Origin of the sequence: Pseudomonas sp. St290, from assembly GCF_018325805.1 — a bacterium.
Classification (GTDB): domain Bacteria; phylum Pseudomonadota; class Gammaproteobacteria; order Pseudomonadales; family Pseudomonadaceae; genus Aquipseudomonas; species Aquipseudomonas bijieensis.
This window is the reverse complement of sequence record NZ_AP014703.1, coordinates 1,721,116-1,735,571: the sequence shown is the minus strand read 5'-3', so window position 1 is coordinate 1,735,571 and position 14,456 is coordinate 1,721,116. Positions and strand designations below refer to the sequence as shown.

19 protein-coding genes and 1 pseudogene are annotated in these 14,456 nt (G+C 55.2%); 7 read left to right on the top strand and 13 right to left on the bottom strand.

Annotated features, from left to right (window positions below):
• Window positions 1-232: 232 nt before the first annotated feature.
• Window positions 233-361 (bottom strand): PA1414 family protein, encoded by a 129-nt coding sequence (locus PBDP_RS30105; protein WP_267904898.1) that lies wholly within the window; start codon window positions 359-361, stop codon window positions 233-235.
• A 139-nt stretch (window positions 362-500) separates the two neighbouring features.
• Window positions 501-1,394, bottom strand: a complete 894-nt coding sequence (ptrR, locus tag PBDP_RS07635) for a putrescine utilization regulator PtrR (protein WP_109755807.1) — start codon at window positions 1,392-1,394, stop codon at window positions 501-503.
• Between the two features lie 104 nt (window positions 1,395-1,498).
• Here ptrR and PBDP_RS07630 point away from each other — a divergent pair, with 104 nt between their 5' ends.
• Complete coding sequence (locus tag PBDP_RS07630; protein WP_212802047.1) at window positions 1,499-2,671, top strand: MFS transporter; 1,173 nt, start codon at window positions 1,499-1,501, stop codon at window positions 2,669-2,671.
• On the opposite strand, the gene PBDP_RS07625 is transcribed toward PBDP_RS07630, so the two are convergent.
• Window positions 2,672-4,117 carry an NCS1 family nucleobase:cation symporter-1 gene (locus PBDP_RS07625; protein WP_116831724.1) on the bottom strand — a complete coding sequence of 482 codons (1,446 nt, stop codon included), beginning with the start codon at window positions 4,115-4,117 and terminating at the stop codon, window positions 2,672-2,674.
• A 403-nt stretch (window positions 4,118-4,520) separates the two neighbouring features.
• On the bottom strand, window positions 4,521-5,357 hold the full coding sequence (locus PBDP_RS07620; protein WP_109755810.1) for a CvfB family protein: 837 nt from the start codon (window positions 5,355-5,357) through the stop codon (window positions 4,521-4,523).
• A 339-nt stretch (window positions 5,358-5,696) separates the two neighbouring features.
• Between PBDP_RS07620 and PBDP_RS07615 the strand changes: the two genes are divergently transcribed.
• From PBDP_RS07615 to PBDP_RS07605, 3 genes are all read left to right on the top strand, one after another.
• A complete protein-coding gene (locus PBDP_RS07615; RefSeq protein WP_212802046.1) occupies window positions 5,697-5,885 on the top strand; it encodes a PFL_1563 family small protein in 189 nt (62 codons plus the stop codon).
• Window positions 5,886-6,077: 192 nt separating this feature from the next.
• Window positions 6,078-6,794 carry a TorF family putative porin gene (locus tag PBDP_RS07610; RefSeq protein WP_109755811.1) on the top strand — a complete coding sequence of 239 codons (717 nt, stop codon included), beginning with the start codon at window positions 6,078-6,080 and terminating at the stop codon, window positions 6,792-6,794.
• A gap of 81 nt (window positions 6,795-6,875) precedes the next feature.
• Entirely contained in the window at window positions 6,876-7,742 is an 867-nt protein-coding gene (locus PBDP_RS07605; protein WP_212802045.1) for a DUF6279 family lipoprotein, read from the top strand.
• A 142-nt stretch (window positions 7,743-7,884) separates the two neighbouring features.
• Here the strand turns inward: PBDP_RS07605 and PBDP_RS07600 are convergent, their stop codons facing one another.
• Complete coding sequence (locus PBDP_RS07600) at window positions 7,885-8,277, bottom strand: transcriptional regulator (RefSeq protein ID WP_116831720.1); 393 nt, start codon at window positions 8,275-8,277, stop codon at window positions 7,885-7,887.
• A 184-nt stretch (window positions 8,278-8,461) separates the two neighbouring features.
• Here PBDP_RS07600 and PBDP_RS07595 point away from each other — a divergent pair, with 184 nt between their 5' ends.
• Together PBDP_RS07595 and PBDP_RS07590 are read left to right on the top strand one after the other, a co-directional pair.
• Window positions 8,462-9,193 (top strand): DUF899 domain-containing protein, encoded by a 732-nt coding sequence (locus PBDP_RS07595; protein ID WP_116831719.1) that lies wholly within the window; start codon window positions 8,462-8,464, stop codon window positions 9,191-9,193.
• Window positions 9,194-9,442: 249 nt separating this feature from the next.
• Window positions 9,443-9,715, top strand: a complete 273-nt coding sequence (locus PBDP_RS07590) for a hypothetical protein (protein WP_109755815.1) — start codon at window positions 9,443-9,445, stop codon at window positions 9,713-9,715.
• 170 nt (window positions 9,716-9,885) lie between these two features.
• On the opposite strand, the gene PBDP_RS07585 is transcribed toward PBDP_RS07590, so the two are convergent.
• From PBDP_RS07585 to PBDP_RS07565, 7 genes and pseudogenes are all read right to left on the bottom strand, one after another.
• Complete coding sequence (locus PBDP_RS07585; RefSeq protein ID WP_109755816.1) at window positions 9,886-10,278, bottom strand: hypothetical protein; 393 nt, start codon at window positions 10,276-10,278, stop codon at window positions 9,886-9,888.
• Complete coding sequence (locus PBDP_RS07580; RefSeq protein WP_283246473.1) at window positions 10,275-10,511, bottom strand: CdiA C-terminal domain-containing protein; 237 nt, start codon at window positions 10,509-10,511, stop codon at window positions 10,275-10,277. Before PBDP_RS07580 ends, PBDP_RS07585 begins: the two co-directional genes overlap by 4 nt.
• A 172-nt stretch (window positions 10,512-10,683) precedes the next feature.
• Window positions 10,684-11,145 carry a hypothetical protein gene (locus PBDP_RS07575; RefSeq protein WP_116831717.1) on the bottom strand — a complete coding sequence of 154 codons (462 nt, stop codon included), beginning with the start codon at window positions 11,143-11,145 and terminating at the stop codon, window positions 10,684-10,686.
• 312 nt (window positions 11,146-11,457) lie between these two features.
• Complete coding sequence (locus PBDP_RS07570) at window positions 11,458-11,943, bottom strand: Cdi1I family immunity protein (RefSeq protein WP_116831716.1); 486 nt, start codon at window positions 11,941-11,943, stop codon at window positions 11,458-11,460.
• A gap of 2 nt (window positions 11,944-11,945) precedes the next feature.
• Window positions 11,946-12,059, bottom strand: a complete 114-nt coding sequence (locus PBDP_RS30265; protein WP_502936861.1) for a tRNase toxin domain-containing protein — start codon at window positions 12,057-12,059, stop codon at window positions 11,946-11,948.
• A gap of 12 nt (window positions 12,060-12,071) precedes the next feature.
• A pseudogene (locus PBDP_RS29875) lies at window positions 12,072-12,434 on the bottom strand (transposase); the annotation flags it as partial.
• Between the two features lie 252 nt (window positions 12,435-12,686).
• Window positions 12,687-13,046 (bottom strand): hypothetical protein, encoded by a 360-nt coding sequence (locus tag PBDP_RS07565; RefSeq protein WP_162893801.1) that lies wholly within the window; start codon window positions 13,044-13,046, stop codon window positions 12,687-12,689.
• Between the two features lie 476 nt (window positions 13,047-13,522).
• Between PBDP_RS07565 and PBDP_RS07560 the strand changes: the two genes are divergently transcribed.
• Window positions 13,523-14,080 (top strand): RNA 2'-phosphotransferase, encoded by a 558-nt coding sequence (locus tag PBDP_RS07560; protein ID WP_116831714.1) that lies wholly within the window; start codon window positions 13,523-13,525, stop codon window positions 14,078-14,080.
• On the opposite strand, the gene PBDP_RS07555 is transcribed toward PBDP_RS07560, so the two are convergent.
• Window positions 14,077-14,442, bottom strand: coding sequence for a hypothetical protein (locus tag PBDP_RS07555; protein WP_162893800.1), 366 nt, complete (start codon window positions 14,440-14,442; stop codon window positions 14,077-14,079). The two genes, PBDP_RS07560 and PBDP_RS07555, sit on opposite strands and share 4 nt — an antisense overlap.
• Window positions 14,443-14,456: the final 14 nt, after the last annotated feature.

Below are 14,456 nucleotides of genomic sequence, written 5' to 3'. Positions count from 1 at the left end.
AGGGGATTTATCCCCGTTGGGCTGCGAAGCAGCCCAAAACAGTCAATTCAATCTGTCTGCCACACCGAAGTGTCAGCGTTTGGGACCGCTGCGCGCTCCAGCGGGGATAAATCCCCTCGCCACAAGTAAACCCCCTCACCATAGGGTTGCCCTGGAAATAAAAAGATCGCAGTTCCGGCCCATCTCAATGAAATGGTCCGGAACTGCGATCTCTCCAAATTCTGCGGTGTGTTTACCGGCGGCGCGATTGACGGCGGCGTTGCTCGTCATCGGTGCGGATCGGTACCGGTTGCATTGGCGGCTCGATCAGCCCCAGCGCGACACCCAGGTCGTGAAGCCAGTTCTGGATTTTCTCTTTCATCGTGGTGCCCCCTCAGGGTGGTGCGAGCGGCAGATTTCTGTGGCCCCTTCGCACTGATAATAGTCCGATGTTCTACGCAATGCTCGTCTCAGTTTGCAATGATCTGTTACTGAATTGATCCAAATCCACCTCCCGGAGTTCAAGCCGATTGCGCCGTGATCATTGGCCCTCGCGGCCAGGCCTGTTGTTGCAATTCGATCCAGGCGTTCAGGTTGGCCCCGACCATGCCTTTGCGCCACATCAGCCAGGTGGTGGCGCTGGCGAACGGCTCGGCCAGCGGATGCACCGTCACCCGCTCGCGACCCGGCAGGCTGGCCAGCATCGACTCGGACATCAACGCCACCCCAGACCCGGCGATCACACACGCCAGCATCCCCTGGTAAGACTCGATTTCCATCGCCCGGCCCATGGTCGCATGGTCATGGGCAAACCAGGCTTCCAAGCGCATCCGGTAGGAGCAACCACGCCGGAACGTGAACACCGCGCGGCCCTGCACATCCAGCGCGCTGCGTACCGGCGGATGATCGGCCTCGGTAATCAGCACCAACCGCTCGTCGCACAACGGCACGCCATCGAGCCCCGCCAGCTCCAGTGGACCGTCCACCAACGCTGCGTCGAGACGATTGGTGAGCAGGCCTTCGAGCAATTCACCACTGGGCCCGGATTGCACTTGCAGGTTCACCGCCGGATACGCCCGGTGATAGGCCGCCAACAGGTCCGGCAAATGCGTCGCCGCCGTGCTGTACATAGTGCCCAGTAGAAAATCCCCGGCTGGCTGCCCGCCCTGCACGGCAGCATGGGCTTCGTCGTGCAGGGCAAAAAGCTTGGCCGCATAGTCCAGCAGGACTTTTCCTGCCGGTGACAACTGCAAACGCTGACGCTCCCGCAGGAAAAGGTCCACGCCCAGTTGCTCCTCAAGCTGCTTGAGCCGGGTCGAGAGGTTCGACGGCACCCGGTGCAAGCGCTCGGCGGCCCGGGTGATGGAACCTTCCTCGGCCACGGCCTGGAAAATCCGTAATTGGCTGAACTCCACGACATTCTCCAAAAAAGAACAAGTTACTCACTATTATTCATTTTTAATGAAAGTCAATCAGTCCTAGCCTGACGGTCATTCGCCCCGATACCCGGAGAACGACCATGTCACCTCTTACTCGCCTGCTCGGCAGCTTCATCGCCCTGATGATGGCCATGGGCATTGGCCGCTTCGCCCTTACACCCCAGTTACCTCATTTGATCGGCGAAGGTCAGCTCGACTTGACCGCCGCCGGTCTGATTGCCGCCGCCAACTACCTGGGTTACTTCCTCGGCGCGCTGGACGCCATGTTCGCCCACCGCCCGGAACAGGTGCGCCGGCGCTTGCTCGGTGGCCTGTGGCTGTGCGTACTGCTGACCCTGGCGTCGTTCTGGGCCTGGGGCTTCTGGCCACACCTGGCATTGCGCTTTGGCACTGGCGTGGCGAGCGCCTGGGTACTGGTGATGATCACCGCCCTGAGCCAACCCTTGGCAGCAGCAGCGGGACGTCCACGGCTCGGCGCCCTGGTGTTTGCCGGCCCTGGGTTGGGGATTTTCCTGACCGGCCTGCTCGCCCTGGCTTCGAACCTGTTGGGGCAAACGTCCGCGACCCTGTGGCTAGTGTATGCCGGCGTGGCACTGGCGATGCTGCTGGTGATTCTGCCGATCCTGCCGCAACCCGCCGCAGCCGCGACCGTTGCCGCGCCAGTGAGCGCCTCGCCGAACCGTGGCATCGCTCGACTTGGCGTGGTGTACGCCCTGTACGGCGTGGGCTACATCATCCCGGCAACGTTCCTGTCGCAGATGGCCTCGGCGCAGTTCCATGGGCAATGGCAAGCCGACCTGTTCTGGCCCTGCTTCGGCCTGACCGCTGCCACTGGCGTGTTGCTGGTCAGCCTGCGTCGCCCCAACCCGAACACCACCGGCCGCTGGCTGATTGGTACACTCTGGCTGCAAGCCGCCGGGGTGTTCGCCTGCCTGCTGGGCAGCGGGCCGGGGCTGGCGTTGGGCGTGATCCTGTGTGGCGCACCGTTCCTGGCCTGCATGCAGCTGGTGATGCAGCACTCCCGGGAACTGGCGCCCCACGCCACCCAGCGCAACGCGGGCCTGTTGACCGCCTGCTTTGCCGTGGGCCAGCTCAGCGGGCCACTGCTGGCGGCGTTGAGCAGCCATTTCAGCGGCGGCCTGCAACCGGCGCTGATCATTGCCGGCAGTGGCCTGCTGCTGGCCGGCGGGCTGTTGCTGCGGCCCGCCAGCCGGGGCGCGGTGAGCCCTTGCGTCCAGACCGCCCTGCGTTGATCAGGCCTGGCTGAGCGATGAACTCAAGTGCGTGACTGGCTCACGTCGTGCCAAGGCGAAATACAACACCCCGCCGAGGAAGCAACCGGTGAACCAGGCGAAGTTGGCCATCGGTTGCAGCAGTGGCGTGAAGGTGATCGCCACCCCCATCAACGTTGCCGGGATCAGCGCCTTGACCGCGGTCCAGTTGATACCGCCGCTGTAGTAATAGCGCCCGCTCGGCCCATCATTGAACAGCGCGTCGACGTCGATCTGCTGTTTTTTGATCAAGTAGTAATCCACCAGCAGGATCCCGAACAGCGGGCCGATGAACGCCGCCAGTACGTCCAGGGTGTAGTGGATCACTTCGGGGTTGTTGAACAGGTTCCACGGCGTGATGAAAATCGAGGCCACTGCCGCGATCATGCCGCCGGCGCGCCAACTGATCTTGCTGGGCGCGACGTTGGCGAAATCAAAGGCCGGAGAGACGAAGTTGGCGACAATGTTGATGCCGATGGTGGCAGTCACGAAGGCAAAGGCACCCAGCAAGACCGCCACATCGTTGTCGATGCGCGCCACGGTGGCGATCGGGTCATGGAGCATTTCGCCGAACACCGGCAAGGTCCCGGAAACAATCACTACGGTGACCAGGGAGAACGCCAGGAAATTCACCGGCAGCCCCCAGAAATTGCCCCGGCGTACGTCAGACATGCTCCGGCAGTAACGGCTGAAATCGCCGAAATTCAGGGTTGGGCCGGAAAAGTACGACACCACCAGAGCCGTGGCCACGATCACCTGGCCGAACGCCTGCCAACCGGACAACGACTTCTCCGCCAAGGTGAAGCTGATATTGCTCCAACCGGCCTTCCAGACGATCCAGCCGGCCAACAGAAACATCACCGCATACACCACCGGCCCGGCCCAGTCGATGAAGCGACGGATCGACTCCATGCCTGTCCAGAACACCAGCGCCTGGACGAACCACAGGCTGAGGAAACCGAACCAACCCAGGTAGGACAAACCGGCAAAATGCGCCGTTGCGTAGACTTCCATCGAAGGAAAAAACCGCAGCACCACGATGATCAACGCGCTGGACGCCAGGTACGTCTGAATGCCGTACCAGGCCACGGCGATCAAGCCCCGGATCACCGCAGGAATATTTGCCCCGAACACCCCGAACGCCAGCCGACAGATTACCGGATACGGCACCGCCGCCTGCTGGCTCGGCCTGGCGACCAGGTTGGCGATCAACTGCACGATGCAAATCCCACCGAGCAAGGCGATCAACACCTGCCAACTCGCCAGGCCCAACGCGAACAGGCTGGCGGCGAAGACATAACCGCCGACGCTGTGCACATCGCTCATCCAGAACGCGAAGATGTTGTACCAATTCCATTTCTGCGGCAGCGGGCCCAAGTCCTCGTTATAGAGGCGGGGGCTGTAGCCGTTGGGCAATTGCTCGGACATTGCGGGGCTCCTTTTGAGTACCGCCGTGCCCCCGCATCAACCTGCTCACCATACTGCGCACGGGAGCCGGCATGGTTTGTATACGCGTTGCCACGCAGAATGCGTGCCATAGCGGCGAAATGTGAGACAAACCGGGGTGTGTAGCGGGAGTAAAAGCCGAGCAAGAGCAGACATGCGCCCACGAACAGGGCGCGGATGCATGCTAAAGGTGCAGGGTTTTGTATACAGAGGGAAGTCGCAGTACGTCGCTATTATGTGGGAGCAAAGCTTGCTCGCGAAACAGGCGCCTCGGTTTCAGAAAAGACCGCATCGCCTTCATCGCGGGCAAGCCTTGCTCCCACAGCTAGGCCTCCCTGGCCACATAAACCCTTACTTGCCACGGATGCTGTGACTCGGCTGAAGATCAGCTCAATTCAATGCGATCAGCATGAATGACAATCTGCCCATTCTTGTACAGCGCGCCAATGGCTTTCTTGAAGTTGCCCTTGCTCACGCCAAACAGGCTGCTGATCAGCGCCGGGTCGCTCTTGTCGCTGACTGCCAGCGTGCCGTTGTTCTCGCGCAACTTGGCGAGGATCTTGGCGTTCAGGCTGGTGGCGGCTTCCTGGCCCACCGGCTGCAAGCTCAGGCTGATCTTGCCGTCCGGGCGGATTTCCTTGATGAAGCCTTTTTCCTGTTTGCCGGCGCGCATGAACTTGAAGATTTCGTTCTTGTGGATCAAGCCCCAATGCTTGTTATTGATGATCGCCTTGAACCCCATGTCGGTGGCTTCGGCGACCAACAAATCCACTTCCTGCCCTGGCGTGTAGTTGGCCGGAGTCTTGTCCAGATAACGATCCAGGCGCGCCGTGGCGGTGATGCGACGGGTGTGTTTGTCGAGGTAGACATGCACCACGCAGTATTCGCCAGCGGTCATCTGGCGCTTTTCTTCGGAATACGGCAGCAGCAGATCCTTGGGCAGGCCCCAGTCCAGGAACACCCCGATGCTGTTGACCTCGACCACTTTCAGGCTGGCGAACTCACCCACCTGCACTTTTGGTTTTTCCGTGGTGGCGATCAGTTTGTCGTCGCTGTCCAGATAAATGAAAACATTGAGCCAATCTTCATCTTCACTGGGAATATCCTTGGGAATATATCGGTTGGGCAGCAGGATTTCGCCGTCCGCACCGCCGTCCAGATATAAACCGAAGTTAGTGTGTTTAACCACTTGCAAACTGTTGTAGCGCCCGACTAAAGCCATTTCCAATACCCTCATTGCGTGGGCGGCATTCTACCCGGTTTTGCAGCGCGATTCGTGGCCGCCAGCAAGGTTTGCCGGCAAGCCCCTGCGCAATCATTGATTTTCCTGGGTTTTCCCCCGGCACACGGCCATTCGTCAGGCCGGCGACGGTGCATACCGCTCGCCATCAGCACCCTATTTCTTTCACGGTTGTTATTTAAAACAGAGGCTTAGGGCAATAATTGCAGGGTAATCGCGCATTATTGCCGTCACCATAGCGATAATTGAGAAGGATATTTGCCAAGCAATTGTCAAGTATTTACTGTACGATGCCTGGCCCAATTAATTATTTACAGGTTAATGGTCGTCATGCGCGTAAAAGCATCCAACAGCAAATCGAAGCCAGCTCCAGCCGTTGAAACCAGCGAGTCGATCAACGATCAGATCGCTGCGTTCCTCAAGTCCGGCGGTGAGATCCAGCAAATTGCCAAAGGCGTCAGCGGCCAGACATTCGGCGCGTCCAAGCAGATCAGCCTGGGCAAGAAGTAACCTGCGTGTCACCTGGTCCCAAGGCGCTTTGAACTTCGAAGCGCTTGGACTGGAACCCTCCCCGCCCCACCCATTTCCCATGAATCGACGAACGGCCTTCGCTGCCGAGCATTCGCCGGTATGCTTTCACCTCTCTAGCTCAAGCGTTTCAGCTTAATACCGATCCTGCTTCTCGCTATTCATGGAGGAAGCATGCGCAGCTCTATCGTTCTGCTGATGATCAGCCTACTGACATGTTCCCTCGCTCAGGGGCAGGTGTTCCAACGCGAACTCGGCGACTTCGACCTCAAACTCGGCACCACGCCCAGCCGCAGCATGGCCGAAGGTTTGGTCACACCGTCGAGCACCGGTTCGTTTCATGGCGGCCTGGACCTGAGCCACGACAGCGGCTGGTACGTCGGCCAATGGTCACCCAGCGCCGGCCTCACACCTTCCACCGAACTGGAAGTCGATTCCTACATGGGCTTTAAACAACCCTTCGACCAGACCCTGGGCTACGAGGTCGGCCTGATCCACTACAGCTATCCCACCGCCGATACCCTCGATAGCCAGGAGTTCTACGGCGGCCTGACCGTGCTCGGCAGCCGTTTCGGCGCGGCCCTGAGCAACGATCCGGACAAACAGAACAGCACGCTGTTTGCCGACCTGGGCGGCAACGTGCCGTTTGGCATTGGCATCAGCGCCAAATACACCACCCACCAGCTCAATACACCGGTCTCGGTCGAGAACGGCTATGTAGGCAGTTTCAGCGACTGGTCATTGAAAATTTCCCGTCCCTGGAAAGGCATCGACCTGGACCTGATCTACAGCGACTCAAGCCTCAGCGGCAGCAGTTGCTCGGCATACTCCGGCCACAACAGCGAATGCGACAGCCTGCTGACCCTCAAGATGGCCCATCCTTTTTACTAAGCGTTACTTATTCGATCGGCTGAACTGCCGCGCGCCTGCCATGCTCAAACAAAGCACCTACGCCTTCGCAAGGACTCGCTCATGCCGCGCTGGTTGACTCGCACTGCCATGTTCATCGCCCTGCTGCTGACGCTTACCGCCTGCAGCCGTGTAGGCCTGGCCTACCGCAACCTCGACCTGATCATCCCCTGGACCCTCAACGACTACCTGGAGATCAATGGCGAGAAAAAAGACTGGTTCAACGAACGTCTCAAGGAGCACCTGAGCTGGCATTGCACCACGCAACTGCCCGGCTACCTCGACTGGCTGGATCGCCTCAAGACCATGGTGCAAACCGACCAGGTGACCGACGAAGCCCTGCAACAGCGTACCCGGGAAGCCAAGGCCGCCATCGCCGAGACCGCCCGGGAAATCACCCCCTCGGCCATTGAACTGCTGCAAGGCTTGAGCGACGACCAGGTCGACGACATGGACGCAGCCTTCGTCAAGGACCAGCGCAAACGCCAGCAGCAATACCTCAAGCCGACGTTGCAGGAACAGATCCAGGAGCGCAGCGAACGCATGATCAAACGCCTGGACGACTGGCTCGGCCCACTCAACGACGCCCAGCGCCAACGAGTAATGGCCTGGTCCACTGCCCTGGGCGACCAGAACCAGCAATGGATCGCCAACCGCGCCCACTGGCAAAACCAGTTCAGCGAAACCGTGGCCCAACGCCACAGCCCCGACTTCCCCAAACGCATCGAGCAACTGCTGGTCAACCGCGAAAGCCTCTGGACCCCCGCCTACCGCGAGGCCTTCAGCAAAACCGAAGCCCAGGCTCGCAGCCTGCTGGTGGACCTGATGGCCGAAAGCACCCCAGCCCAGCGCGAACAGCTGCTGAAGAAAATCGACGGGGTGAAGAAGGACTTCACTGACTTGAAGTGCCTGAAAGCGGCACAAAGCTGAATAAGCACGAACTTGAAAACACAGAGATCCTATGTGGGAGCGAGCCTGCTCGCGATAGCATTCCGACAGGCAACTTATCTATGACTGTCAGGCCGCTATTGCGAGCAGGCTCGCTCCCACATCAGGAATCGATGCAGACCTGTCAGGCAATCTGCGCCTTCGAAGCCAAATCATCAAAGGTAAACTCATCCAGCGCATCCTCCTGCTCATCCAACACCTGGCGCGGATGATCATTGCCCGGAATGCTGCTGTCGATCAGGCTTAACAACCGCGAGCCACGCGGTGTCAGCACAAAGTTCTCGCCATTACCGCCCTCTTCCTCCGGCCGCGGCTCGATATAGTTACGCTCCAACAGCAGCTTTTCGTACTCCCCGGCGACCGCTTTCAGATGATCGAGGTTCTCGATCGCCTCGCCTGCGGCTGCTTTCTCCGCCGCGTACTGCTCCGCATAAGGCCGAGGGGTAAAGCTGTGGCCGGCGCCGTTCTGCACTTCGTGCAACAACCGTTCGATCAAGTCCCAGTTATAAGTCGTCATCCTGGTCCATCCTCCAAAGAGTGAGATGCCTACTTAAGGTGTGACCGAGGCGCTGCGTCGCCGTTCAGCCGGGTTTCCGGGCGGTCTCCGTCTTGAGCCGACCAACGGCCTGTCGAATTCTTCCAAGGCCGAACGACCACCTGTTGAAAGCCGATTTCGCAGCTCAGCCACAGGAGAAATCACCATGAACGTAGAGAATCATCCAGTCGTCTCGCGGGAAGAATGGCTCGCCGCCCGCCGCCAACACCTGGCCCACGAAAAAGCCTTCACCCGCGAACGGGATAAACTCAGCGCCGAACGCCGCGCCCTGCCCTGGGTAAAAATCGACAAACCCTACCGCTTCCAAGGCCCCCACGGCGAACTGAACCTGGCCGACCTGTTCGGCGGCCGCAGCCAACTGATCGTCTACCACTTCATGTTCGGCCCCGGCTGGACCGAAGGCTGCCAAGGTTGCTCGTTCCTGTCCGACCACATCGACGGAGCCAACCAACACCTGGCCCACCATGACGTGGCCGTGGTGGCCGTCTCCCGCGCGCCCTTCGCCGAATTCCAACCCTTCAAGCGCCGCATGGGCTGGGACTTCGACTGGGTCTCGTCCAACGGCTGCGACTTCAACTACGACTTCGGCGTCAGCTTCAAAACCGAAGACACCGCCACCGAAAAAGCCACCTACAACTACGAAAAAACCGACACCACCGAAGGCGAACTCCCCGGCCTGAGCGTCTTCTATCGCAACGCAGCCGGCGACATCTTCCACACCTACTCCACCTATGCCCGCGGCCTGGACATATTGGTCGGCACCTACAACTACCTCGACCTGACGCCCAAGGGCCGCAACGAAGACGAAATCATGGACTGGGTGCGGCATCACGATAAATACGAAGAGGCCAAGCCCCATGGCTGCTGCCATGGCTGATACGCCAACCCAAGTCGAGCACCGCCCCCTGTGGCGAGGGAGCTTGCTCCCGCTCGACTGCGCAGCAGTCGTTTGCTTTACCTCAGCCAAAGCCGACAACTGCCAGGCCAAACGTCCTACATGAAGCACGGAAAGCGGCGTCTTGTGGCTCAAGAGCGGATCGCCCTATAGTCCCTCGTCGCCTAAAAAGGCAGCCGGGTTTGGCGACCCGATCTACAGAGAGACTCATCAACTTTCGAGGCTCTGCTTATGACCAGATACATGCCCATCACCGGAATCGACTGCACCCCGGCCACCCTGCTCATCGACACCGAAGCTCCGCTCGACGTCCTCTTCGAAACCGCCGACTACCGCATCCGCACCGTGACCCAACTGCTGGAAAACATCGCGTTCCGCTCGGATATCAGCTCCGATACGGTGGTGCTTTCTGACTTTTGCAAGATGCTGACGATAGCGTTACGAGATGGGTGTGATGTGATGGATGTGATTGGGAGACGGTTGCGGGTACAGGCTGCTGAGTAACGAAAACGGGCGACCTTTGGTCGCCCGTTTTTCACATGCGCGAGAGCAAAATTATTGAGACCTTTACAGAGTTTAACCCTGCAGACTTGGCGTCTACGATTCGCTCGGGCTGTGTCCTCGCTTGATCGATGTGTAGCCCCCTTTTCCAGACTCTCTTGAATCCGCGTCCATTAAACAACCATACTTTTTTTATACACCACACCTTCCCCTTCATTGAACGCATAGACGCTATCGTATTGAAAGGAAAGAACAAAGCGCGCCGAAGATTTCAAAGATAACGCTTCCATGACATATTTAATCTCGCGCCAACTCTGCTCCAGTTCATGCAGGGGGCAATGAAACGCCCCCATGACACCGACAAGCCAATCCACGACCCAGCCCTCAGCCGACACGGTACTAGGCGGTTCAACCAATTCAAAATAAAAGAAACTGTTCGAATCGGAAAAATAGCCTTCTAACGAGTTTTTCTCCACCGTTACAGCACTGGCTACGTCCTGCACAATATGCCGGATAGTTTCCAGCGTGGCGCCAGCCTCAATTTCCATGAACATAGTGATCGTCATCGCTGAACCTCAATGATCCGCTTGTTGTCACCCTTCATAACAAACAACCGTTTCAGCTTGTCAATAGGGTTCACTTTCAATGCCTGCTCTATCGCCTCGATACTCAACGGTGAGTCCGCAAGATTGATAACAATATTATCAGCTTGCTTTTGTACTTTATAAGCAACAGTTTTCAACACCGAGATAGCGCTCGTCGAAGTCGGTGAATATACATCAGCGAGCTCTCCATTTATTCGGACTGAAAAAGGGGACAGATTTATTTTCTCAAATCAATCCTCCGCCTACCCTGACCTCGCCGCTCTTGGCCACGTTGCACAACGTGGTGCGGATGACTTATCCGTCCGTGGAATTTTTCAGCGTGGCAAAGAATCAAAAAATAAATCTGTCCCCTTTTTCCTGCTTTTTTTAAAATCTTCCATCCTCACTAAAAGCTTGTCGAATATGCTCTGTTAGGCCTACCAAATCGTCGTAAGCGGTTACCCCAAACTTCGGTTCATATTCGGCAAAATACTCATCTGGGGCTAGCCCCAGCTTTAAAGCCTCCTCGCCAATCTCTCTGACTCGGCGTGGCTTTATTGTCCAGTTTCTTCCTGACAATCCATCTCTCTTATGCTCAATCAAACTCCAAGAAACTTTCCCGAGATAGCTCTCTACTGCCAACCTCAGTTTCGCTATAACCACGTCACTCTCAACTACAAATCTAAATGAAATATAGGGTGGATATCCACTGCGGTCTACTTTCTGAAAACGATTTGCGACCCGAATCTCTGGGTACCGCTGTTGATATTTCCGCCACTCAAGCGGGCTGACCTCATAGAGCACATTTAATAAGTCCCCCTCAGGCGCCGTAATCTTATGCACAGTCATTTTAGCCCCTTTAGCTTATTAGAAATGGTGATCCCATCAGGGTTCATTCCCTTAATATGTTTCTCCCAGTCGCCCTTAGCAGTGAAAAGGGGACAGATTTACTTTCTCAAATCAATCCTCCGTCTACCCTGACCTCGCCGCTCTTGGCCACGTAGCACAACGTGGTACGGATGACTCATCCGTGGAAGCTTTCAGCGTAGCAAAAGAGAAAATAAATCTGCCCCCTTTTTTTCAACTCCCAACCTCTTGATTTCTCGTAAGAAAAATCGGGGGTTTCTCAGAATCCGTCCCCTTTTTCTTTTCTTTTTTGCATTACCTCACTGGTGCACAAGATAAAGGTCCCAACATATCATTAGTGAAATATCGAGTTTCGACATCGATAGCTGGCTCTAACCCACCGTAAAACTTTGTCACCCCAAAAAACTTAGACAAATTGCTCGCATATCTCTGCACATCCAGCATCACACTATCAACACCAAGAGTAACGATACCATCAAAAGATAACTCGACATCGGTACCGCCCCCATACTTGACTACTCTCAACAGAACCGAAGGAAGCGTCAATGCCGGCGAAACATGGAAACCACCAAGACACTCCGATAGACATGCATCCTCTTCACGGACACAAAAATCATCTATCAATTCTTTACAAACACCGCTTTTACTTAAAAGCTCGACAGGCTCCGACACTGTCAGATCCGAGAGCGTATCAGCATTACCTTCGATCACTTTTAAAAGTGCAAACAACACTTTGTCGGGCACACCCTCAAAAATCACTTCATAAGATTCAGTAGTCATAATCAATCCACGAACCCTTTAAATGTTCCATCCATATTCAGGCGTATGCCCCGACCATCCGTCAAGCGCTTCTCCAAGAAAGGAATTCCCTTGTCTGTTGTAATTGGCTTGGACAAAAGGGGACAGATTTATTTTTCCAAATCAATCCTTGGCCGGCCCTGCCCTCGCTGCTCTATTCGTACACCAACAATCCGCTCTACCTCGTCCACAAAACGGCTCGTCCCCGTCAACTGACCTCGCTGCAAAGCATCGCGAATTAACCTGATCTCATCCGCCGGAACGGCTTGGCGTACGAACGCCTCATACCCACGACAACGCTCCGCAGCTGTATTACCCAGAGCAACAAAGCATGGATCAGCGTCCAGCCAACGGCCATCTGGCACCTCACCTACCCGGATTCGATAGCTCGACCATGGGTAATCCACAGCATCAGCCACCATACGAGTCCGTACAGGATTCAATTCAATGTAACGACTACAGGCAAGCAAGTAAGGAAAAAGGGGACAGATTTATTTTCTCAAATCAATCCTCCGTCTATCCTGACCTCGCCGCTCTTGGTCACGTAGCACAACGTGGTGCGGATGACTCATCCGTCCGTGGAAGCGTGGAAGCGTGGAAGCTTTCAGCGTAGCAAAAGAGAAAATAAATCTGTCCCCTTTTTTCCCATCAACTGCCCCAACCCAGCGACCGACTCCCCCGGAGCCCGCCCCAAGGGCCGCCCCGTTTTCTCTCTTTCAGATCCCTTAAAAATTAATGACACCAGTAAAGCTAGCAACTAAGCGTACATGCTCAAGCATCAGCTTGTCGTCTTCATCACTACCGCTACCTAACCCAAGCTCAGACAGTTTAGAGTACGCATCGCTGAGCTCTTCGAAAACATCATCTGTAAAAGGATCATTCCTAGCAAACGTCACTCCCTCCCTTATCGCCACAAAAAATAAAGCGGTGAAGGCCTGAATCCTTACCCTGTAAGCTTTGGAATGCAAAAGCGCATCCATCTCATCATAAGCGTAAGCAAAGGCCTGATAGATTGTTAGACCTTTATTATTAGTAGCTTCACCATACGAAGCCTGCATCTCATACAACATATCGAAATAACTCAAAGAACCTCCAAACCAAACTCAATCACGTGCAAATACATTCAACTGGATATTTGGATAACGCTCCCTAAATTGTAACGGAATTCGGGGACAGACCACTATTAAAATACTAGACTGCTACCGGTCAACCCCTAATCGTGGTCTGTCCCCGTTTATTCCGGTCAACCCCTAATCGTGGTCTGTCCCCGTTTATTATTTTTGCTGAAAAACAATGACCTGTTGCCCGCCTTGATGCTGCTGACAACGTGGATATCACCATAATTTTCCGCTGCACTGCTAATACGCCGACGACATCGCCGAACGTGGACTAGATAAGACCGAAGCTTTCGACCAGAAAAAATCATCATAAAATCAATAGGTTATTCTTAGCACTTACTCAGCAAAGAGAGCAGAAATAATACAAATTGCTCACAGAGCTTCCATCCTCTCCGAATAAATCGCAAAATATCCATAGTAAAAAATAGACCCACGGGACCACCATGATGACTCAACAACTCGATGAAACCAGCAAGTTCCTTAGCTATGTTCTCAGGCATGAACCGCAAGCTATCGGCTTGCAGTTAGACAGCGAAGGCTGGGGAGAAATTGACTCCTTAATAGCTGGAGCGGCCAAACTTGGGCAAGCGTTGGATATTTCACTTATTCAAACCGTAGTTAACAGCAGCGATAAAAAACGTTTCAGCATTTCGGATGATGGGCTACGCATTCGTGCTGTACAGGGGCACTCAACAGCCAATGTGAGGCTTCGATATACAGAGAAAACACCACCGGAATTTCTCTACCACGGCACTGCGAGTCGGTTTCTGAACTCAATTTGGCAGCAAGGATTGGTTGCAGGTTCACGTCATTATGTGCACTTATCGCAGGATATGACGACAGCCATCAATGTCGGCAAGCGTTATGGAAGTCCTGTCTTATTAAAAATCAAAGCCTTTCATATGTGCCAGCAGGGCTTCAAATTTTACCAAGCAGATAACGGTGTCTGGCTTGTCAACAATGTTCCAGCGGCTCAATTAATCCTATGCCCCCTTCCCTAATCTGAAAGTTCAAAAGATTTTGCCACTACATACAGCGCCACTCCCACCGAGTGCAGAAACAAGCGATAGTGCCTGTAATCAGCTACTCCGAGGGTCCTACCATCAATATCCAACAGCTCTGAACACTCATACTCAACTAGGGAATTAAGCAAGGAAATATCCCCATCATCCGGACAAACGAAAATATTATGCCCCGGAAATGGAGACTTAAAAAAATATTTGGCGCGTAAAAATCGAATGCTTTTTTTTGCTATTCCTTCAGCAGCCTCCCCCACCTCATAAAATACGTCCAGATTTAAATCACCATCTGAATAATTTATATCAACTCTTTCCTCACCATCAAGAGGCAAAAAACTATCCATATCAAGTACCTTCT

Coding starts and splice junctions, on each gene's coding strand:
- PBDP_RS30105 (WP_267904898.1), bottom strand. CDS start 361: ATGAAAGAGAAAATCCAGAACTGGCTTCACGACCTGGGTGTCGCGCTG.
- PBDP_RS07630 (WP_212802047.1), top strand. CDS start 1,499: ATGTCACCTCTTACTCGCCTGCTCGGCAGCTTCATCGCCCTGATGATG.
- PBDP_RS07625 (WP_116831724.1), bottom strand. CDS start 4,117: ATGTCCGAGCAATTGCCCAACGGCTACAGCCCCCGCCTCTATAACGAG.
- PBDP_RS07620 (WP_109755810.1), bottom strand. CDS start 5,357: ATGGCTTTAGTCGGGCGCTACAACAGTTTGCAAGTGGTTAAACACACT.
- PBDP_RS07615 (WP_212802046.1), top strand. CDS start 5,697: ATGGTCGTCATGCGCGTAAAAGCATCCAACAGCAAATCGAAGCCAGCT.
- PBDP_RS07610 (WP_109755811.1), top strand. CDS start 6,078: ATGCGCAGCTCTATCGTTCTGCTGATGATCAGCCTACTGACATGTTCC.
- PBDP_RS07605 (WP_212802045.1), top strand. CDS start 6,876: ATGCCGCGCTGGTTGACTCGCACTGCCATGTTCATCGCCCTGCTGCTG.
- PBDP_RS07600 (WP_116831720.1), bottom strand. CDS start 8,277: ATGACGACTTATAACTGGGACTTGATCGAACGGTTGTTGCACGAAGTG.
- PBDP_RS07595 (WP_116831719.1), top strand. CDS start 8,462: ATGAACGTAGAGAATCATCCAGTCGTCTCGCGGGAAGAATGGCTCGCC.
- PBDP_RS07590 (WP_109755815.1), top strand. CDS start 9,443: ATGACCAGATACATGCCCATCACCGGAATCGACTGCACCCCGGCCACC.
- PBDP_RS07585 (WP_109755816.1), bottom strand. CDS start 10,278: ATGACGATCACTATGTTCATGGAAATTGAGGCTGGCGCCACGCTGGAA.
- PBDP_RS07575 (WP_116831717.1), bottom strand. CDS start 11,145: ATGACTGTGCATAAGATTACGGCGCCTGAGGGGGACTTATTAAATGTG.
- PBDP_RS07570 (WP_116831716.1), bottom strand. CDS start 11,943: ATGACTACTGAATCTTATGAAGTGATTTTTGAGGGTGTGCCCGACAAA.
- PBDP_RS07560 (WP_116831714.1), top strand. CDS start 13,523: ATGATGACTCAACAACTCGATGAAACCAGCAAGTTCCTTAGCTATGTT.
- PBDP_RS07555 (WP_162893800.1), bottom strand. CDS start 14,442: ATGGATAGTTTTTTGCCTCTTGATGGTGAGGAAAGAGTTGATATAAAT.